General features: G+C 49.9%; 14 protein-coding genes. 5 read left to right on the top strand and 9 right to left on the bottom strand.

Annotated features, from left to right (window positions below):
* Positions 1-37 precede the first annotated feature (37 nt).
* Positions 38-1,315 (bottom strand): O-acetylhomoserine aminocarboxypropyltransferase/cysteine synthase family protein, encoded by a 1,278-nt coding sequence (locus tag NFHSH190041_RS03740; RefSeq protein ID WP_261923967.1) that lies wholly within the window; start codon positions 1,313-1,315, stop codon positions 38-40.
* Between the two features lie 434 nt (positions 1,316-1,749).
* On the opposite strand from NFHSH190041_RS03740, the gene NFHSH190041_RS03735 reads away from it, so the two are divergent.
* The 4 genes from NFHSH190041_RS03735 (at position 1,750) to NFHSH190041_RS03720 (ending at position 5,585) form a co-directional block, all read left to right on the top strand.
* Entirely contained in the window at positions 1,750-3,090 is a 1,341-nt protein-coding gene (locus NFHSH190041_RS03735; RefSeq protein WP_261923966.1) for a Na+/H+ antiporter NhaC family protein, read from the top strand.
* 210 nt (positions 3,091-3,300) lie between these two features.
* Positions 3,301-3,981 (top strand): hypothetical protein, encoded by a 681-nt coding sequence (locus NFHSH190041_RS03730; protein ID WP_261923965.1) that lies wholly within the window; start codon positions 3,301-3,303, stop codon positions 3,979-3,981.
* A 130-nt stretch (positions 3,982-4,111) separates the two neighbouring features.
* A complete protein-coding gene (locus NFHSH190041_RS03725) occupies positions 4,112-4,930 on the top strand; it encodes a DUF998 domain-containing protein (protein WP_261923964.1) in 819 nt (272 codons plus the stop codon).
* Positions 4,842-5,585, top strand: a complete 744-nt coding sequence (locus NFHSH190041_RS03720; RefSeq protein ID WP_261923963.1) for an RNA pseudouridine synthase — start codon at positions 4,842-4,844, stop codon at positions 5,583-5,585. The genes NFHSH190041_RS03725 and NFHSH190041_RS03720 overlap by 89 nt, the downstream gene beginning before the upstream one ends.
* A 10-nt stretch (positions 5,586-5,595) precedes the next feature.
* Here the strand turns inward: NFHSH190041_RS03720 and NFHSH190041_RS03715 are convergent, their stop codons facing one another.
* Both NFHSH190041_RS03715 and NFHSH190041_RS03710 read right to left on the bottom strand, forming a co-directional pair.
* Positions 5,596-7,749 (bottom strand): S46 family peptidase, encoded by a 2,154-nt coding sequence (locus NFHSH190041_RS03715; protein ID WP_261923962.1) that lies wholly within the window; start codon positions 7,747-7,749, stop codon positions 5,596-5,598.
* 155 nt (positions 7,750-7,904) lie between these two features.
* Positions 7,905-9,098: an amino acid permease gene (locus NFHSH190041_RS03710; protein ID WP_261923961.1), complete on the bottom strand. Its 1,194-nt coding sequence runs from the start codon at positions 9,096-9,098 to the stop codon at positions 7,905-7,907.
* A gap of 622 nt (positions 9,099-9,720) precedes the next feature.
* Here NFHSH190041_RS03710 and NFHSH190041_RS03705 point away from each other — a divergent pair.
* On the top strand, positions 9,721-10,290 hold the full coding sequence (locus NFHSH190041_RS03705; RefSeq protein ID WP_261923960.1) for a TMEM165/GDT1 family protein: 570 nt from the start codon (positions 9,721-9,723) through the stop codon (positions 10,288-10,290).
* Positions 10,291-10,685: 395 nt separating this feature from the next.
* Here the strand turns inward: NFHSH190041_RS03705 and NFHSH190041_RS03695 are convergent, their stop codons facing one another.
* From NFHSH190041_RS03695 to NFHSH190041_RS03670, 6 genes are all read right to left on the bottom strand, one after another.
* Positions 10,686-12,131: a catalase gene (locus NFHSH190041_RS03695; RefSeq protein WP_261923958.1), complete on the bottom strand. Its 1,446-nt coding sequence runs from the start codon at positions 12,129-12,131 to the stop codon at positions 10,686-10,688.
* A 436-nt stretch (positions 12,132-12,567) separates the two neighbouring features.
* Positions 12,568-13,014: a PaaI family thioesterase gene (locus NFHSH190041_RS03690; RefSeq protein ID WP_261923957.1), complete on the bottom strand. Its 447-nt coding sequence runs from the start codon at positions 13,012-13,014 to the stop codon at positions 12,568-12,570.
* A gap of 104 nt (positions 13,015-13,118) precedes the next feature.
* The gene (locus tag NFHSH190041_RS03685) at positions 13,119-14,348 is read right to left on the bottom strand and encodes a NupC/NupG family nucleoside CNT transporter (protein WP_261923956.1); all 1,230 of its coding nucleotides are present in this window, start codon (positions 14,346-14,348) and stop codon (positions 13,119-13,121) included.
* 452 nt (positions 14,349-14,800) lie between these two features.
* Positions 14,801-15,511 carry a purine-nucleoside phosphorylase gene (deoD, locus tag NFHSH190041_RS03680; RefSeq protein WP_261923955.1) on the bottom strand — a complete coding sequence of 237 codons (711 nt, stop codon included), beginning with the start codon at positions 15,509-15,511 and terminating at the stop codon, positions 14,801-14,803.
* A gap of 3 nt (positions 15,512-15,514) precedes the next feature.
* Positions 15,515-16,741: a NupC/NupG family nucleoside CNT transporter gene (locus NFHSH190041_RS03675; protein WP_261923954.1), complete on the bottom strand. Its 1,227-nt coding sequence runs from the start codon at positions 16,739-16,741 to the stop codon at positions 15,515-15,517.
* Positions 16,742-17,565: 824 nt separating this feature from the next.
* Complete coding sequence (locus NFHSH190041_RS03670; RefSeq protein ID WP_261923953.1) at positions 17,566-18,000, bottom strand: hypothetical protein; 435 nt, start codon at positions 17,998-18,000, stop codon at positions 17,566-17,568.
* Between the last annotated feature and the right edge of the window lie 55 nt (positions 18,001-18,055).

Here is an 18,055-nt window from a genome sequence, read left to right as displayed (position 1 = left end):
CACAAGCCTGTCAGAGTGGAGAGTTTCCCCGCATTTTTCAGGCGTTTGCCTGCGCCAGAGCCTGGCTGACATCGGCGATAATATCGTCGATATCCTCAATCCCCACAGAAATCCGAATCAGATCCTCACTGACCCCGGCACTGGCCAGCTCTTTGGCATCCAGCTGCCGGTGGGTGGTACTGGCCGGATGACATGCCAGCGATTTGGCATCGCCGATATTCACCAAGCGCAGGATCAACTGCAATGCATCAATAAAGCGGCCACCGGCTTCCCGGCCGCCCTGAATACCAAAACTAATAATGCCGGATGCCTGACCCTGACAAATTTTGTCGCAGTTATTCCGCTGTGGGCTGTCAGGTAACGCGGCATAATTGACCCAACTCACCGCCGGATGTTGCTGCAGATACTTGGCCAACGCCAGCGCGTTACTGCAATGGCGCTCCATCCGCAGTGCTAAGGTTTCCAACCCTTGTAGTAATAAAAACGCGCTCTGGGGTGACAGTGCAGCGCCAGTATTACGCAATGGCACCACCCGTGCCCGGCCGATAAATGCCGCCGGACCAAATGCATCGGTATACACCACTCCATGGTAAGAAGGGTCGGGTTCATTGAGCACTGCAAAGCGGCGTTTGTCCCCTTGCCAGTCAAATTTTCCAGCATCGATAATAATGCCGCCAACTGTGGTGCCGTGACCGCCGATATATTTCGTCAAAGAATGGATAACAATATCAGCGCCCAACTCGATGGGACGACACAGTACCGGGGTTGCCACCGTATTATCGACAATCAATGGCACGCCATGCCGGTGAGCGATCTCTGCCAAACGGGCAATATCCACCACATTGCCGGATGGGTTGCCGATAGACTCACAAAATACCGCTTTCGTATCAGCATCAATTAACTGCTCTAATGCCGAAAAATCCTCTGCTGGCGCCATGCGTACGTTAACCCCTTGGCGTGGTAAGGTATGGGCAAACAGGTTATAGGTGCCGCCATACAACTGACTGGTGCTGACAATATTGTCCCCTGCCTGTACAAGTGTCTGGATTGCGTAGGTGATCGCTGCCATGCCCGATGCCACAGCCAAAGCCCCAATGCCCCCTTCTAACGCTGCTAAGCGCTGCTCCAATACCTCTGTCGTCGGATTCATTATCCGGGTGTAGATATTGCCCGGCACTTTCAGATCAAACAAATCTGCCCCGTGTTGGGTGTTATCAAAGGTGTAGGAGGTAGTTTGGTAAATCGGTACCGCTGCCGAACGGGTGGTCGGATCGCTGCGATAACCATGGTGCAGTGCCAATGTCGCCAGTTTCATTTCTTATCTCCCTGAAATATCGATGTCATCTCAAACTAAAGGTGGCATTTAAATCAAACATAACGCCACAGCTTATCCCAAGCACAGGGCAGTCATATTGCTCAATAATATTGCTGAATAAATGCGCTATCGTGTTCAAGCTAACAAATAGACATCTAGATGTCTATAACTTCACAGATCTACACTGTGATTGCGGCTCGATGGTTTCCCCTGGGTTGAAATTCTGTTTTGATAATGATGTGAGCATGTTCACAAAGCCAATACAGAAGCAAAAACATCTAGACGTCTATATTGACGGACGTCCAGACATTCAACTATGCTGGCCCGATAATCTGGCAGATGCCATTGCCACCGGCAGGAACATCAGGCCCCGAATAACATCAGCGTCACTCCAGCATGGAGAACCCGACCCTAAACAGTATTGAGAGAGCAGCATGTCGACCAATTCCACAACCCCAGAAACAGCAAAACCGGCCGGTTCGATTCTGGCACTCTTGCCCCTGTTTCTTTTCCTGGCCCTATTTATTGGTGCCGGGGTCTACTTCCAAACTCAGGGGGTAGATTTCGCCTTCTATCAATTGCCAAGCCCTGTAGCTATTTTGCCCGCCATTGTGCTGGCGCTGATCCTGTCACGGGAAAAGCTTAATCAAGCGATAGAAACCTTTATCGGCGGTATTGGTCACAGCAATATTATTGCCATGTGTCTTATCTATCTGCTGGCAGGTGCCTTTGCCGCCGTGGCCAAAGCAACCGGTGGCGTTGATGCAACTGTGGCGCTGGGGCTGTCCTTGATCCCTTCTCAGCTATTACTACCAGGCTTTTTTGTTATCGCCGCCTTTATTGCCACCGCCATGGGCACCTCAATGGGTACCATTGCCGCCGTCGCCCCTATCGCACTTGGCGTGGCTCAAGAAGCGGATATCAGCTTGCCGCTGATGGCCGGCGCTGTGATGTCCGGCGCGCTATTTGGTGATAATTTATCGATCATCTCTGATACCACCATTGCAGCAACCCGTACTCAGGGTTGTGATATGAAAGATAAATTCCGCGAAAACCTGATTTTCGCACTGCCTGCGGCACTGATTACGTTAATCCTTTTCTCTGTTACCGGAGATGGCCACGCCATTATGGCCCATGAGAGTACCGATCCGATTAAGGTGATCCCCCACCTCACCATTTTGGTACTGGCCGTCGCTGGGCTGAATGTGTTTGTGGTGCTGGCTATCGGTATAGTGCTGGCCGGCGCGACCGGTATTCTCGGCGGGGAATATGGCTGGGTAACGTTCGCTAAAGATATTTATGCCGGATTTGGCAATATGCAGGAGATCTTTATCCTCTCCATGCTGGTCGGCGGATTGGCAGCACTGATGCAGCAGCAAGGTGGCTTGAGCTTTGTTAGCCGTCAGATTGAAAAACTGATTGCCCGTTTCTCCAGTGCTAAAGGCGAAGCCTCCACCCGGGCGGCAGAACTGGGTATGGCTGGTATTGTTGCCGCTACCAATGCCTGCGTGGCGAACAACACAGTTTCCATTGTAGTCAGCGGGGATATCGCCAAAGCCTTGGCCACTAAACACGGAGTATGCCCTAAACGTGCCGCCAGTATTCTCGATATCTTTGCCTGTATCGTACAGGGACTCATTCCCTATGGTGCCCAAGCACTGCTGATCGCCTCAATTTTTGCTATCAGCCCGCTTTCAGCGGTGGCCTACACTTGGTATGGACCGATTCTGGCCTTGGTTGCTGTTGCCATCGTATTGTTCAGAAAAGAAAAATAACTTGCAGTCGCCTGTTCCTAACGCCATGCTAGGGTCTGTTAACCTTTCAAGTTTGTTTTTGCAGCAATTTGAGGATGCGTTATACAAGGCAGAAGCTTTGATGATGTGTTACCTGATAAGCCGATAACGCAGTAGAAAGGTGTCTCAAACAAAATTTACCCCTGAAAAGTCAACAAACCCTAAAAACAGGTTTTATGGTAGGGATACTCCATGTCACAGGATGATGACATACAGCATGGCCAATATGACCCCCACAGGCTGATTTTTCATATGTCACTGGTGGGGGTTGTTATTTGTGCCCTTGGCATACTGGCCACCATGATCGCCTTATCCCATCGCATAGGCTGGCAGATCTTCAATCTACACATTGATGTCCTCGGCGATTACCTCCGCTCACCTCTGGCCTATCTGTATAATGTATCCCTGCTGTTGGCTGGCGGGTGCTTTGTGCTCGCAATGCTGGGACTTTACCTACTTCGACATAACCGCTTTACCTTGATGTTATCCTTGGCCGGGACCACCGTCGGGGTCGGCATTATGCTACTGGGAGTCTACCCCTATAATGACACCGCCGCCCACCATATGGCGGTGACCTTTTTTATCTGTACCACCATGGTGCTTTTTTCCCTGCTGGTGCTGTGCCGTTTCAGCCATCCTTATCTGTGCAGTCCCGGGCTCTGGCTGGCCAGTTTACTGGGGATTGCTGCCAGTGTACTGCTACTGATGGAGTTGGCACCTGAGGCGCTACTGCAGCATCAGTGTCCCGCCTATCAATGGTGTTATACCGCACTACTAATGTGGTGGCATACCCTAATGACTATGGCAGCCGGGATTGGCCTGGCATTAATGGCTAGGCGATTACTGCTTGAGCGCAACCCAACTTTAGGGTAAAAAACCATAAAATACAGTAGATTAAATGTCACCCCCTAAGATGGTTCACACTTTTTTGTGATCCAAGTCATAGCACTGGTGGCAGGTTTCGTGAATATTAGCGGATTCGGAAATTCGTTCAGTAAGCCTCATGTTTGCCACTTATGAAACCGCACTGGATCACCTAGAATTACATCGTCTGGTGATTATGCTGACACTGACAGGCGCTGGCGTCAGCTCCGTTTGTGTACTGCTGACCCTATTATCCGAACTGATACTGCACGGCAGCATGGTATTTAGCCTGCGCCTCAGTCAATTGGGAGATTACAATCAATGCACGCTGGCCTTTTTGTTTAATGCCGGCATGCTTTCTTATGGCATCTGTACCTTGATGTCGATGTTTGGCCTGTACCACCTAAAACTCGGCCGGTTAAGTCAATGGTTATCCTGGTCCGGAGGCTGGCTGGGGATCTCCACCCTGTTGTTAGGCGCCTTTCCCGCCACCTTGATGGAACTACATCGTTACGCCCATGCCAGCATGCTAGTCAGTACCCAACTGTTTTGTGTACTTGCCATTATCAGTTGGATCCGATGCAAACCATACTGCACCAAAGGAATGATGTTAGTCAGCATTTTACTGTTTCTCACCGCGGCGAATTGTTTAAAACAATTCGATTGGCATAATATGAAGCTGCTGCTCTGCCCCCAATCTGACATGCCGCATTTGTGCCCCATTGCCATCAATTCCTGGCTGGTGATTATCTTGTCCATCCATTGGGATATTCTGCAGACCCTGAATATGCGCCGCCGCTTAAATGCATATTATGATACCCTGCAGCCCCAATATCAGATTTCATCCTCATCTGGCGCAGCAATACATCATGAGACTGGCACAATATCTTGCCCTATGCGGCATCTGCTCCCGCAAACAGGCACAGCGACTGATAAGCTCCGGCCGCATCAGCCTTGATGGCCGATTAGCCAACCATACCGATAAGGTACACTTCCTGGCCGGGCTAGATCACCCGGCCAAAGAAGCACTCTATTTAGATGGCAATCTCATTCCCGGGCCGGAGCCAAAAACTTATCTGCTATTTCATAAACCGGTTGGCATCGATTGCCGTCTACTCCCCGACGACCCTGCCAGTCTGTACCACCTGTTACCCAATTGCCCGAGATTGTACCCGGTGGGGCGACTGGATAAAGACTCCCGCGGGCTGTTACTGCTGACCAATGACGGCGAACTGACCCAGCGTCTGATGCACCCGGGTTTTGGCCACAGCAAGGATTACCATGTCACCCTCGCCCGGCCTTACAGTGATGAATTTATCCGCAATATGTGCCTTGGCGTCAGCTATCGGGATGTCACAACCTTGCCCTGTGACTGCCGTCGTCTCACCGAAGATCGCTTTGCCATCACCCTCACCCAAGGCATGAACCGACAGATCCGCCGCATGAGTCAGGCGCTAGGGCACCATGTCATTGATTTGAAGCGAGTAGCACTGATGAATCTAACGCTGCATCATGGCTGTGGTCGGCCACTGGCAGCAGGAGAAATGCGGCCACTCACCCCAGATGAGCTGGCCGCATTACAATGCGCCACCGGACTGGCGGCGCAGGCGTAAACCACTGGCGTTATTTCACAATCACCATTTCTGCGAGCAGATTGTCCGCTTTATCCAGATATTCCATCACCCATAGCATATAGCGGCTATCGACTTGAATAGAGCGGTTGGTACGCGGGTCATAATTCCAGTCACCAATAATGGACTCATACACCCCGTCAAACAGCAGCCCCACCAGCTCAGCCCGGCCATTTAAGGTCGGCGAGCCGGAGTTTCCACCTGTGGTATCCAAAGTCGATAAGAAATTCACCGGCACCGAATTAATGGCTGGCATATAGTAATCACCGTACTGTTTTTGCTTAATCAGTGCCAATTGCTCAGGTGGCGCATCAAACGGCGCAATGCCGGTATCCTTAGCCAAAATGCCTTCTAATCGGGTAAAAGGTATAGCGTAAAGCCCGTCCTGCGGCGCGTAACCTGTCACCTTACCGATACTGACCCGCAAGCTGGAATTGGCATCGGCATAAACCTGTTTACCCTGACTTTGGTTGTAACCGATAATGGCATCCATATATAACGGCCGCACTTTCATCAGTTCGCCCGAGAGGGTTTTGCGCCGGGACTCTTCCGCCCGTAGGGTGTCATACCGGGCGACGGCCAATTGAATAAAGGGATCATCTGACTGCTTAAACTCGGCCACGGATTTTTCCATCCATCCCAAGCGCGCCGCTTTATTCGCAAGCTCAGTATTGGCATAAGCATTGGCCAGTAGCGCACGGGTTTGCCTCGCGCCCGCATCAATGGCAAACGCCTTATCCACGCCAGTTAGACGCTGCTGAGCGGGCAACTTGGCATATTGCGCCAACAGTTCCTGCAAAATAGCCTGATCCACAGCGGCATCATAGCGACGATCAATCCGCTCCATGGCAGATTTGAAACGGGTCATATCCCGACTTTGGTAACCCGGCTCTCTGGCCATATCCGGCTTTTGCCGCTCATGGGCTAAGCGATACAAACGATCGGCGGCACTGAGCATCTGGCTGTACCCCATATACGCCATCAGCAAGTCCCGCTCCCGGGTCTGTTGACTACGGGCAATCAGCGTATTGAGCTCGGTTAGCGCCGAGCCATATTGCCGCTGACGCTCAGTATCGGCATTAATCCAAGCCGCCAGCGCCTCCTCTATGGCAATTTTATCGGCCAACATGGTGGATTTGCCGTAGAACTCGATCATCGAGGTAAAGTTCTTGGCATAGTTAGCCAAACTTGCCAGCGTACTTTCATACTTAATCCGTGCGTCGCTGCCTTCTGGGGCCGTCTGCCGGATAAGTGTCATAATCGTTTCCCGCAGCGCCTTGGAATTTGGATAAGTCCAGCCAAACTGATTTTCCACTTCTGCTGCCGTGCGATAACGATTGGTCCGCCCCGGGTAGCCGGTCACCATAACAAACTCGCCTTCCTGTACCCCTTTGGCAGATACTTTTAGGAAACTGTCTGGGGTAAAGGGAACATTATCCGGGCTGTAATCAGCCGGTTGCCCATCCGGGCCAACATAAGCGCGATAAAAGGCAAAATCGCCGGTGTGACGCGGCCACATCCAGTTATCAATATCACCGCCATACTTGCCCACGCTGCCTGCCGGGTTATACACCAAGCGCACATCGCGGATTTCCAATTGTTTTACTAGGTAATATTCCAGCCCACGATGAAAACTGTACACTTCGCAGCGATACCCGCCACCCTGCTCACATTCAGCAACCAGCGCTTTTTCCCGGTCTTCCACTGCCCGGTAAAAATCTTTGCCTTGTTTATCCGCCAGCCCCTTGGTGACAGCCTCGGTCACATTGCTGATAGCCTTGGTAACATAAATGCGAGAGCCAGGCGTCGCGGGCAGTTCATCGGTTAACTGCCGAGCTAGAAATCCGTCTTTGAGCAAATTATCTTTTGCCGTTGAGTTGTATTGAATCGCGCCATAAGCACAATGATGGTTAGTCACCACCAGCCCTTTAGGCGACACAAATGATGCCGTGCAGCCACCTAGGCTTATCACCGCATTCATGGGAAATTCCGTCAGGGTCGAAATAGTGTCAGGGTCGATTTGTAACCCTTTTGCCTTTAATACATCAGCCATGGCAGGTAACTGATGGGGTTGCCACATACCTTCATCCGCCAGCGCCGGAGCAGCAGCGCTGAGCAGCACTGCAGAGATCAGCCAGTTTTTCATTATCATTAAGTCCTTTTAGCATTATCCCCGACAGGTCAATAACCAATAAAAAAGCCGGAGCGTTTCCGCCCCGACTTTATCACAGCAACCCATTAAGCCAACAAACAATTCACCTCAATAAAACATTTACTTACAGCTCTCATCAGCATCTGCTATCAATGGCTAAATGCGGCCCACAGCTGAGCGATCACAATCACGACACCACACAGGGCTGATAGCGCTAGGAAGGCATTTCCACCTTGCACCTGATAGCCATGCGTCCCCATCCGGCGCTGCCGCCGCGCCATCGCAATGGGTAAGAAAATAATCATCACCACCAGCGGTATAGCGGCAAAGCCTAATACCGCCACAAAGCCTTCTGGAATATATAAGGCGCACAAAAGTGGCGGAATAAAGGTAATCAGCCAGGTCTGCAGTCGGCTAGTACAACTGCTGTTTGCCCGGGTCAACTCAGCCACAAAATCATATAAGCTCAGCGTGACCCCTAAAAATGAGGTGATCAACGCCAAATCGGCAAACAGTCCAATGGCTTTGCTAATCAAACTGTTATTAGCGATGTCCTGCAGCGCGGTCACCAAGCTTGGCAGTGAGCCCGCAAATCCATCAATGGTGGTTGCGCCCACTGTGCCCAATGTCACCAATAGCCATAGCCCGTAACACACCAGCGGAATAGTGGAACCAATCAGTAATACCCGGCGCAGAGAGGCCGTATCACCATCAAGATAACGCACTAAGGTAGCAATGCAGACATGGAACCCAAATGAGGTAAACACCACGGGGACAGCTGCCATCCAACTGCTGGTGAGATCTCGGCTGGCGGCCTGCTCCGCCAGTGCGCTTGGGCTAACATCCGTCAGCAAAAACAGCACAACGACAATCAACAAGGCCACCATCAAGGTAAACAGAAAGCGGGATAACTTATCAACCCAAGCAACCCCTAGCGCGGCAAAGCCCCCAAGCAACAAAGTAAAGAGCACCACCGCCAATTGATTATCCAGCGTAATCCCCAATAAGGCATCGGCTTTTAACACCAACAGGGAAGCGCCCCCGGTCAGATAAGCCGCGGTCAGGGCAAACAGCAAACTAAGAAACGATGCCCCCTGAATAAACTGACCGGTTTTCCCCAGCAGTTTGCCAGTAATGGCATGCACATTGTCCCCCACCCCGCTTTTTAAATTAATCTCCAGCATCAGCAAAGCGGTGTACGCAGACAGCCCCCACACCACGACTAACAGTAACATTGCTGGCAATAGCCCCAACGCCGCCGTCGCTAACGGCAAGGCCAGCATACCTGCGCCGATAGCGGTGCCTGCCACAATGGCAATAGATCCGAGAATTTTTAAACTCACAACGATAACCCCGTTTTATTTTAAGTTGTTATTAGGTCAGATTCAGAACGGCGGTAAAGGAGAGCGGGGAAGAAAACAGGCGTTTTCTGAAAGGGAAGTTTGATTGAATATTGCTTACCCGGAATGTCCGTCACAGCCTCCAACACCATACCAACCTGATGGTTTTTATGGTCTTGGCCCCAATGGCCGGACATGAATTCCTAACGGATTCAGCCGAGCCACCGGGGCGGGCTAAATCGCTTATCAATCAACAGCAATAGTTTCACTCTGCTTACTCTAAAAAAATGACTTGCAGCGACATTAGCAAAGCCGTAGCAACCGAGCAAGCCCCTATCGCACTCCCACCCCAAACAACCAACAGCAAGGCTGCAAACCGGATACATGGGCACATTTTTACAGCAGATGTTGCAGATAGCCGCAAAAACAGTACAATCTCAACCCCCTTGGGGGAGTAGCTGACTGATGTCCACATCAGGGTAAGTATCAACAGACTTGGCCGCAGCCATGGTGCTTACAGCTCATATTCTGAGCCCGGCAAGACCCAGGCATAACACCCATTATTTTGTAATGGGCGGTGCCTGCGTGTCTCAATGCCCGTCAGGTGCCGTCCCGGAGTATCATCGTGGACGCATTTATCGCTTCAACCCTCGCCGTTGCCATGGCTGAAATTGGCGACAAAACCCAACTGTTAACACTGCTGCTGGCGGCCAGATTCAAAAATAAAACGGCCATTATCAGTGGCATGCTCATCGCAACCCTATTGAATCACTTCATCGCCGCCTGGCTGGGACAATGGCTGACCGGTTATCTGTCTCCCACTGTGACCCAATACTTAGTTGCCCTGTCATTTTTTGCGATCGCACTTTGGGTACTGGTACCAGATAAAGCCGACGACAGACCGGGAAAATTTGATCGTTTCGGCCCCTTTATCGCCACAGCGATTTTGTTTTTTATTGCCGAAATGGGGGACAAAACCCAAATTGCCACCCTGGTACTCGCAGCCCATTACCAACATCTACTGCCAGTTGTATTAGGCACGACTGCAGGCATGTTGCTGGCCAATGTGCCTGTGGTACTGATTGGCCATTATGGCGCCGGGAAATTACCGCTTCAGTGGGTTCGCCGTATCAGTGCGGTTATCTTTATCCTGCTGGGGGTGGCAACATTGCTAGGGTCTGTTGATCTTTCGTGATTAAATTTTGTTCGAGATAAAAGCGTTTTAATCGCGGCGAGTGGTTTGTCGCCTAGTACTCTAAGCAAGAACCGCTCAACAAAGAGTAAAACGCTTTTAGCCGAACCCTGCGGGCAGCGTTTGAGGCTCCTTTCTACTGCGTTATCGGCTTATCAGGTAGCGCAACTACCCATCAAAGCCTCTGCCTTGTATAAAGCATCCTCAAATCGCTGCAAAAACAAACTTGAAAGGTCAACAGACCCTAGGGTCTGTTGACCTTTCGTGATTAAATTTCGTTCGAGACAAAAGCGTTTTAATCGCGGTAAGTAGCCTTTCAAGCACATAAAAAAGGGAGACCTTAAGGTCTCCCAAACATTGGCGTTCAGAGCATCAACCCCTGCTGGGATTGATAGGGGTTATTCCACTTCACTTAGCGGAATATCTAGCGCACGGGCAACACCTTCACCATAGGCACGGTCCGCTTTTAGACAGTTCTGGATATGACGGATCTGAATATGACGGTCAGCGGGGCCAATGGCACGCGCGGTGTTATCAAACAGACGTTGCTGCTCATCACTCTTCATCAGGCGGAACAGATCACCGGCCTGAGTATAATGATCATCTTCAGCCTGACTGTATCTGTCGATGTCACCAGATACTTTCAGTGGTGGTTCGCTGAAATCTGGCTGCTCAGCCCATTCTTGATAGCTGTTTGGCTCATAGGCAATGGTAGAACCTGAGTTACCATCAACCCGCATCTGACCATCACGATGGTAAGAGTGGAATGGACATTTTGGTGCGTTAACCGGGATCATGCTGTGGTTAACCCCCAGACGATAACGCTGGGTATCACCATAAGAGAACAGACGGCCCTGCAGCATCTTGTCAGGTGAGAAACCGATACCTGGCACAATGGTGGTTGGCGCAAATGCAGCTTGTTCAACCTCGGCAAAGTAATTCTGTGGGTTACGGTTCAGTTCAAACTCACCCACTTCAATCATTGGGTATTCACCGTGTGGCCATACCTTGGTCAAATCAAATGGGTTAAAGCGAAACTGCTGGGCCTGCTCTTCAGTCATCACTTGGATATACATGGTCCATTTCGGGAAATCACCACGATCAATGGCATCATGCAGATCACGTTGGTTACTTTCACGATCTTTGGCAATCACAGCTTCCGCTTCAGCGTCAGTGAGATACTGGATACCTTGCTGGGTTTTAAAGTGGAACTTCACCCAATAACGTTGATTGTCAGCACTGATCAGGCTGTAGGTATGAGAGCCGAAACCATCCATATGACGGAAAGATTTTGGAATCCCCCGGTCACCCATGGTGATGGTTACTTGGTGCAGCGCTTCTGGGGATAATGTCCAGAAATCCCAGTTATTATTAGCGCTGCGCATATTAGTGTAAGGGTCGCGTTTTACGGCGTGATTCAGATCAGGGAATTTCAATGGATCTTTGAGGAAGAATACCGGTGTATTGTTACCCACCAAGTCCCAGTTACCTTGCTCGGTATAAAACTTCATCGCAAAACCACGGATATCACGCTCAGCATCTGCCGCGCCACGCTCACCGGCAACAGTAGAGAAACGCACAAACATCGGGGTTTGCTTGCCGACACCATTAAACAGCATGGCTTTAGTGTATTTACTGATATCCTGGGTCAGAGTGAAGGTACCGTAAGCCCCTGAACCTTTGGCATGCATGCGGCGCTCAGGGATCACTTCACGGTCAAAGTGAGCCAGTTTTTCTAAAAACCAGGCATCCTGCATCAGCAATGGTCCGCGGGGACCGGCAGTTAAGGTATTTTGGTTATCAGACACCGGGGCACCGAATGCTGTGGTCAGTTTCTTAGTCATACACACTCCTAAAATCTTATACATCTTCATCAGGAAATTGAGCCTGGCTCAATTTCACGGTCAGCAGCACAGCAATGGCGGCTGGCGCGTAGAAATCATTCCCTTCCATTGTTGAGCCAAGCTTCGATGATGTCATAAAGGTCCGGCATCACTCACGGCTCCTCAGCAAGAAATTGATATTAGGTTACGCCGCCCCGAATTAATAAAAAACCGATTAAATCAGATTGTTGCAATCTACCAAAGCTGAAATAAAGAATGATCCTGATCAAGTATGTACTGGCAAGGATTATGTTAGACGTATGATTTAAGTGAATTTTTCTTAACAACCACCCTGCGGTAGTCGGTATTGAATGTCAGCTTTTACTGACAGGTGTAGCGGAAAAAATAAGCAGAGGATGACACAAAATACTTGGGCTGCCACGGGCAGCCCAACACACTATATTGCAGGACGAGCAACCACGGCTGCTGTCATGCGGGAGATACAAGTCATCTCCCCGGCACTATTGTAAATTTTGACTTCCCACACGGAGCTACGCTTGCCCAGATGGACTGGCTTTGCCACCGCTCTGAGTTCACCGTTACGGGCAGCTTTTAAATGGTTGGCATTAATTTCCTGACCAACACAATAAAACCGTTCAAAATCCACAGCAAAATTTGCCGCATAACTGGCCACGGTTTCCGCCAGCACCACATTCGCCCCACCGTGTACTATCCCCAATGGGTTGTGCAAGTGCGGACCAACAGGCATGGTGGCCACCATATAATCCTCACCAATCTCAGTAATACTGATGCCTAACGTTTGCATCAGGGTGCCTTTGCCGGTGATCCCTTTATCCAGCCGAGCACAATCTTCAATGGTGACGGGCCTGAACCAAATACTCATGTTCGCATTCCCTATTGCTTGTCAATTGGCAGCAGTCTACTGATAATCAGCGCCCTTTAATAGGGCGCATCACACAATTCTAATGGATTACAAGGCGGGCTAAATCACAGTGTTCCCAAACTGAACAGCAAACCGGCAATGGTGCCACTCATCAGGTTAGCCAGTGCGGCACCAATCAGCGCCCGCATTCCCATAATGCCCAAATCATGACGACGCTCAGGTGCCAAAGCGGTCAAGCCCCCCATCACCATAGCCAAAGCACCAACGTTGGCAAAACCACACAGCGCAAAGCTGATAATAATTTGTGTTTTTTGCGACAGCTCTGGGGCAACCTTAATAAAATCCACATAGGCGATAAATTCATTAATCACCATTTTTTCGCCGATAAAGGAAGCCGCCGTGGTCGCCTCATGCCAAGGCACGCCCATTAACCAAGCGACAGGAGCAAGCAGGTAACCCAACATCATCTGCAGTGACAGGCCGTCAATACCGAACCAATGACCAACCCCACCCATAATGCCGTTGATCAGTGCCACTAGTGCCACAAATGCCAGCAACAGCGCCGCCACATTCATCACCTGCTGCAGTCCCATCGCGGCGCCGTTGGCCGCGGCATCCAGTACGTTAGCGGGCTTATCTTCCACTTCATCCAGCACCTGCTTGATATCAGTTACCGGCTTTTCAGTTTCAGGCCAGATTAACTTGGCAAATAACAGCCCCGCAGGCGCGGTCATAAATGCTGCCGTCAACACATACTTCACATCCACACCCAGCTGGATATACCCCACCATGGTGCCACCGGCAACAGAAGCGAGACCGCCAGTCATCACCGCAAACAACTCTGAGCGAGTCATATGTTTGATAAATGGCCGCACCATAGTTGGCGCTTCTACCGGGCCAACAAAAATATTAGCGGTAGCAGACAGTGATTCTGCTCGGCTCACCCCTAAAATTCGGGTCAGCAGTCCACCAATCAGACCGATTAATTTCTGCATAATGCCAAGGTGGTACAACACGGCGATCAGTGAAGCAATAAACACCACAACGCACAGCACGTTAATGGCAAAAATAAAGCCCATTTTGTACTTGGCCAGATCGCCAAACAGGAAAATCTGCCCCTGTTGACCGTAACTGATCACTTTCATCACGCCATCAGAAACAGCATCCAACATCTTTTGTCCGGCAGGTACGTTCATCACAAAAGCACCAAAGCCAATCTGGAATGCCAATGCGCCAAAAACAGTACGCGGACGAATCGCTTTGCGGTTTTCTGACAGCAACACAGCCAACGCCATCAGACTGATCATCCCCACTACACTGATTAAAATTTCCATACCAACCTTTAACATATGTTTCGATGGCGGAAGTGTATTCAGGAAATTGTTCAGGGCAAGAGGTAATGCTAATTTTCTGCACACAAAACAGCTATTTTAGCTATTTCATATCAAAATCTATGTAAACTTAAAATAAACACAACATTCAGGTGGGGTTAACGGCGGTTATAGCAGATGGTCTCTGGGGGAGAAATGAAGGTAAAAAAATGAGTAAATTGATGATGAAATTGAATGATTACCTTTAAAAATAAAGCCTCTAGAAATATCAGCCTTTGCTACAGCAACTCAACGCTGCGGCAGAAATCTCATTACAGTCAAAATGCCTTAGAAAATCAGGTAAAAGATAAAAAAGGCCCCGAGTATCCTGTTGTTTTTTATTGGTGGATAGCCGGGGCCAGTAGGGTAATCAGGTTAAGCCTGACCTTTATTGTTATTTGGTGTGTTTACAGTTATCAGTCAATCTGTTTAACCGCTTCTAACGTCAGCCGGATCATGTCATTCAGGGTCTGTTGACGCTCCTCCGCACTCAGATGCAGCCCCTGACGCAGATGATCCGTCACCGTCATCATGGCCAGCGCCTTAGCGCCATGCTCAGCAGCAACGCCGTACAGGCCAGCAGCTTCCATTTCCACTCCCAACATGCCGTACTTTTCCATCAGATCGTAACGACTGTCATCACTGCAGTAGAACAGATCGGAAGAGTACAGATTGCCCACATGGTAGCTGGCACCTAACCGCTCAGCGGCATCTGCAGCAGAGCGCAACAGGCCAAAATCAGCAATCATGGCAAAATCGGTGTGGGGGAAGCGGGTGCGGTTAACACCTGAGTCTGTACTGGCCCCCATCGCCATCACAACATCCATCAGCTTAATCTTGTCACTGACCGCGCCACAGGAGCCGATACGAATAATATTTTCGACCCCGTATTCAGTAATCAGCTCTTTGGCATAAATGGAGATTGAAGGGATCCCCATACCTGAACCCATCACTGAAATCGGTTTTCCCTGATACTCACCGGTAAAGCCCAACATGTTGCGGACATCTGTCACTTGACGCACATTGTCCAAGAACTGCTCAGCGATATATTTAGCCCGCAATGGATCGCCTGGCATCAATACGGTTTTTGCAAAATCACCTTGTTGTGCATTGATATGTGGTGTCATAGGTTAACCCCCGATACTGAATAACAAACCGGCAATGGTGCCGCTCATCAAGTTGGCCAGCGCAGCAGCAATCAGCGCTTTCATACCAATCTTACCTAGGTCATGGCGTCGCTCAGGACACAGCGCTGCCAGACCACCAATCACCATAGCCAGAGAACCGATATTGGCAAAACCACACAAGGCAAAGCTGATAATTACCTTGGTTTTGTCCGACAATTCTTCCGCCACTTTCAAAAAGTCCACATAAGCCACGAACTCGTTAATCACCAGCTTCTGGCCGATAAAGGAGGCGGCAGTAGTGGCTTCACTCCATGGCACGCCCATAACCCAAGCCAGTGGCGCTAACAGATAGCCCAGCATCATCTGCAATGTCAGCTCTTCAACGCCGAACCAGCCACCGATGCCACCAATCATGCCGTTCACCATGGCAATCAGGGCAACAAAAGCCAGCAGTAACGCTGATACGCCCAGTACCTGCTGCATCCCCATTGCGGCGCCGTTTGCCGCAGCGTCCAATACGTTGGCAGGCTTATCCTCAACATCATCCATCACTTTTTTGATGTCATTAACTGGCTTATCTGTTTCAGGCCACATCAGTTTTGCAAACAGCAAACCTGCTGGGGCGGTCATAAACGCCGCAGTAAGCACATACTTAACATCCACACCCATCTGGATATAACCGATCATGGTGCCGCCAGCGACCGATGCCAAACCACCCGTCATCACCGCAAACAGCTCAGAGCGGGTCATATGCTTCACAAATGGACGCACCATGGATGGTGCCTCAATCGGGCCAACAAAAATATTCGCCGTCGCGGATAAGGATTCAGCGCGGCTGGTGCCCAACAATTTGGACAAAGCCCCACCTATAACGCCGATAACCATCTGCATCACGCCTAAGTGGTACAACACGGCGATCAACGAGCTGATAAATACCACGACACAGAGCACGTTAATCACAAAGATGAAACCGACCCCGAATTTGGCCAAATCGCCAAACAGGAATGTCAGGCCTTCATTGCCGTAGCCAATCACATGCATCACGCCGCCGGAAGCAGCATCAAGTACGGCCTGACCAGCGGGGACATACATCACGAATGCGCCAAATGCGATTTGGAATGCCAGCGCCCCCAGGACAGTACGGGGACGGATTGCACGGCGTTTTTCTGACAGCAGCACGGCCAGTCCCATAAGACTGAGCATGCCCAATAAACTGATGAAAATTTCCATAAAAAATTACCCTGGAAGAGCTGGAGATGGCAGCAGTGTATCTGGGGGGATTTTAGCGGCAAGCGATCGGGATCACCCTTCCGGAGATAACTTTTATTTTTTCTAATTCAAATCAAAAACAACACTGAAACGCATATAAACAGCAATATTTACCCTATAAATAGCGCGATATAACATAAATAAATTTAAAAATAAGCAAAGCCTAATTGAGAATTCACAACACAGTGTATGCAGTTGTATCAGCGCAAAATCCAATGTTACAGGGGGATTTAATCGGTAAATACGAGTATTAATCAGATCAGTTTTGAAAGTGAATTACAGCAGTAAACAACAAAGCTAGGTGCTTTAAACTATTTGCAACCAACATCTCATTTGTATCAACTTTCCCATATGAATTTAAGGAAGACCAAGAGAGATAATGTGATAAATACCGCGCCACCTGTGCCGACACAGAGCACATCATCACAGTGATATCCTGTCCTTATCATCCCAAGAAATAAGGCGTCAGAAGTCAGAAGTCAGCAGTCAGCACGCTGATAAGGAAAATGAAAAGGACAAGAAGCTAACAGCGCGAAAACAAAAACCAATGAAATACCGCGTAAAGAGGCAATCTCAAAAGACAACACCATGCCGCAAACAACAAAAAGGGCTGACGAAACCTCAGCCCTGTACTCAAACAACCTTGAGCTAGATATAAACAGCCTTGAGCTAGATATGAACAGCCCGGAGCTATATAAGTTCTGAGCTCACACAAGCCTTGCCTAGCTCAAATCAGTTATAAGCCCAATACAAATGACTCTGACACACCGCACAAAACCCTCGGCTTAACGCAGCCAACCTTGGACAACACCTCTACGGCTAAGCAGCCAAAGAGCCAATGCCCACAGAGTCACTGTCACGGGTAAAATCGCCGCTTTAGCGCCCAACACACCCAACACATCCTGCACTGTAAAGGCATACCCCATTTGCAACAGCACGGCTAACAAGCTCAGCAGCAACACAGGGACTGCGCGGGCACGTTTTAGCATCATCAAGCCGCAGCCTATCACCCCGGAAATAACTGCAACCCCGAATACTGCCGTCAACCACCCTGGGGTGCTGGCATGCATTTGCCGCTGCGCTTCTGTCATTTGCGCCAGCGATTGGGGATCGGCTGTCAATTGGAAAAAGAAATTCATCACCCCCAAAAGATTCCACAGCAGGCTGACCCAAATAAAAATCATCAGCCACATGGGCACACTTTGTTCCTGTCTGTTCATGGTTATCCCCACCGAATGGAAAAAGAAAAGGGACAACACCTTAGATGTTGTCCCC

The organism is Shewanella sp. NFH-SH190041, from assembly GCF_024363255.1.
Lineage (GTDB): Bacteria > Pseudomonadota > Gammaproteobacteria > Enterobacterales > Shewanellaceae > Shewanella.
Note: the sequence above shows the minus strand (reverse complement) of the source record. Positions and strands in the feature narration are given on the sequence as shown.

Coding starts and splice junctions, on each gene's coding strand:
- NFHSH190041_RS03740 (WP_261923967.1), bottom strand. CDS start 1,315: ATGAAACTGGCGACATTGGCACTGCACCATGGTTATCGCAGCGATCCG.
- NFHSH190041_RS03735 (WP_261923966.1), top strand. CDS start 1,750: ATGTCGACCAATTCCACAACCCCAGAAACAGCAAAACCGGCCGGTTCG.
- NFHSH190041_RS03730 (WP_261923965.1), top strand. CDS start 3,301: ATGTCACAGGATGATGACATACAGCATGGCCAATATGACCCCCACAGG.
- NFHSH190041_RS03725 (WP_261923964.1), top strand. CDS start 4,112: ATGTTTGCCACTTATGAAACCGCACTGGATCACCTAGAATTACATCGT.
- NFHSH190041_RS03720 (WP_261923963.1), top strand. CDS start 4,842: ATGAGACTGGCACAATATCTTGCCCTATGCGGCATCTGCTCCCGCAAA.
- NFHSH190041_RS03715 (WP_261923962.1), bottom strand. CDS start 7,749: ATGAAAAACTGGCTGATCTCTGCAGTGCTGCTCAGCGCTGCTGCTCCG.
- NFHSH190041_RS03695 (WP_261923958.1), bottom strand. CDS start 12,131: ATGACTAAGAAACTGACCACAGCATTCGGTGCCCCGGTGTCTGATAAC.
- NFHSH190041_RS03690 (WP_261923957.1), bottom strand. CDS start 13,014: ATGAGTATTTGGTTCAGGCCCGTCACCATTGAAGATTGTGCTCGGCTG.
- NFHSH190041_RS03685 (WP_261923956.1), bottom strand. CDS start 14,348: ATGGAAATTTTAATCAGTGTAGTGGGGATGATCAGTCTGATGGCGTTG.
- deoD (WP_261923955.1), bottom strand. CDS start 15,511: ATGACACCACATATCAATGCACAACAAGGTGATTTTGCAAAAACCGTA.
- NFHSH190041_RS03675 (WP_261923954.1), bottom strand. CDS start 16,741: ATGGAAATTTTCATCAGTTTATTGGGCATGCTCAGTCTTATGGGACTG.
- NFHSH190041_RS03670 (WP_261923953.1), bottom strand. CDS start 18,000: ATGAACAGACAGGAACAAAGTGTGCCCATGTGGCTGATGATTTTTATT.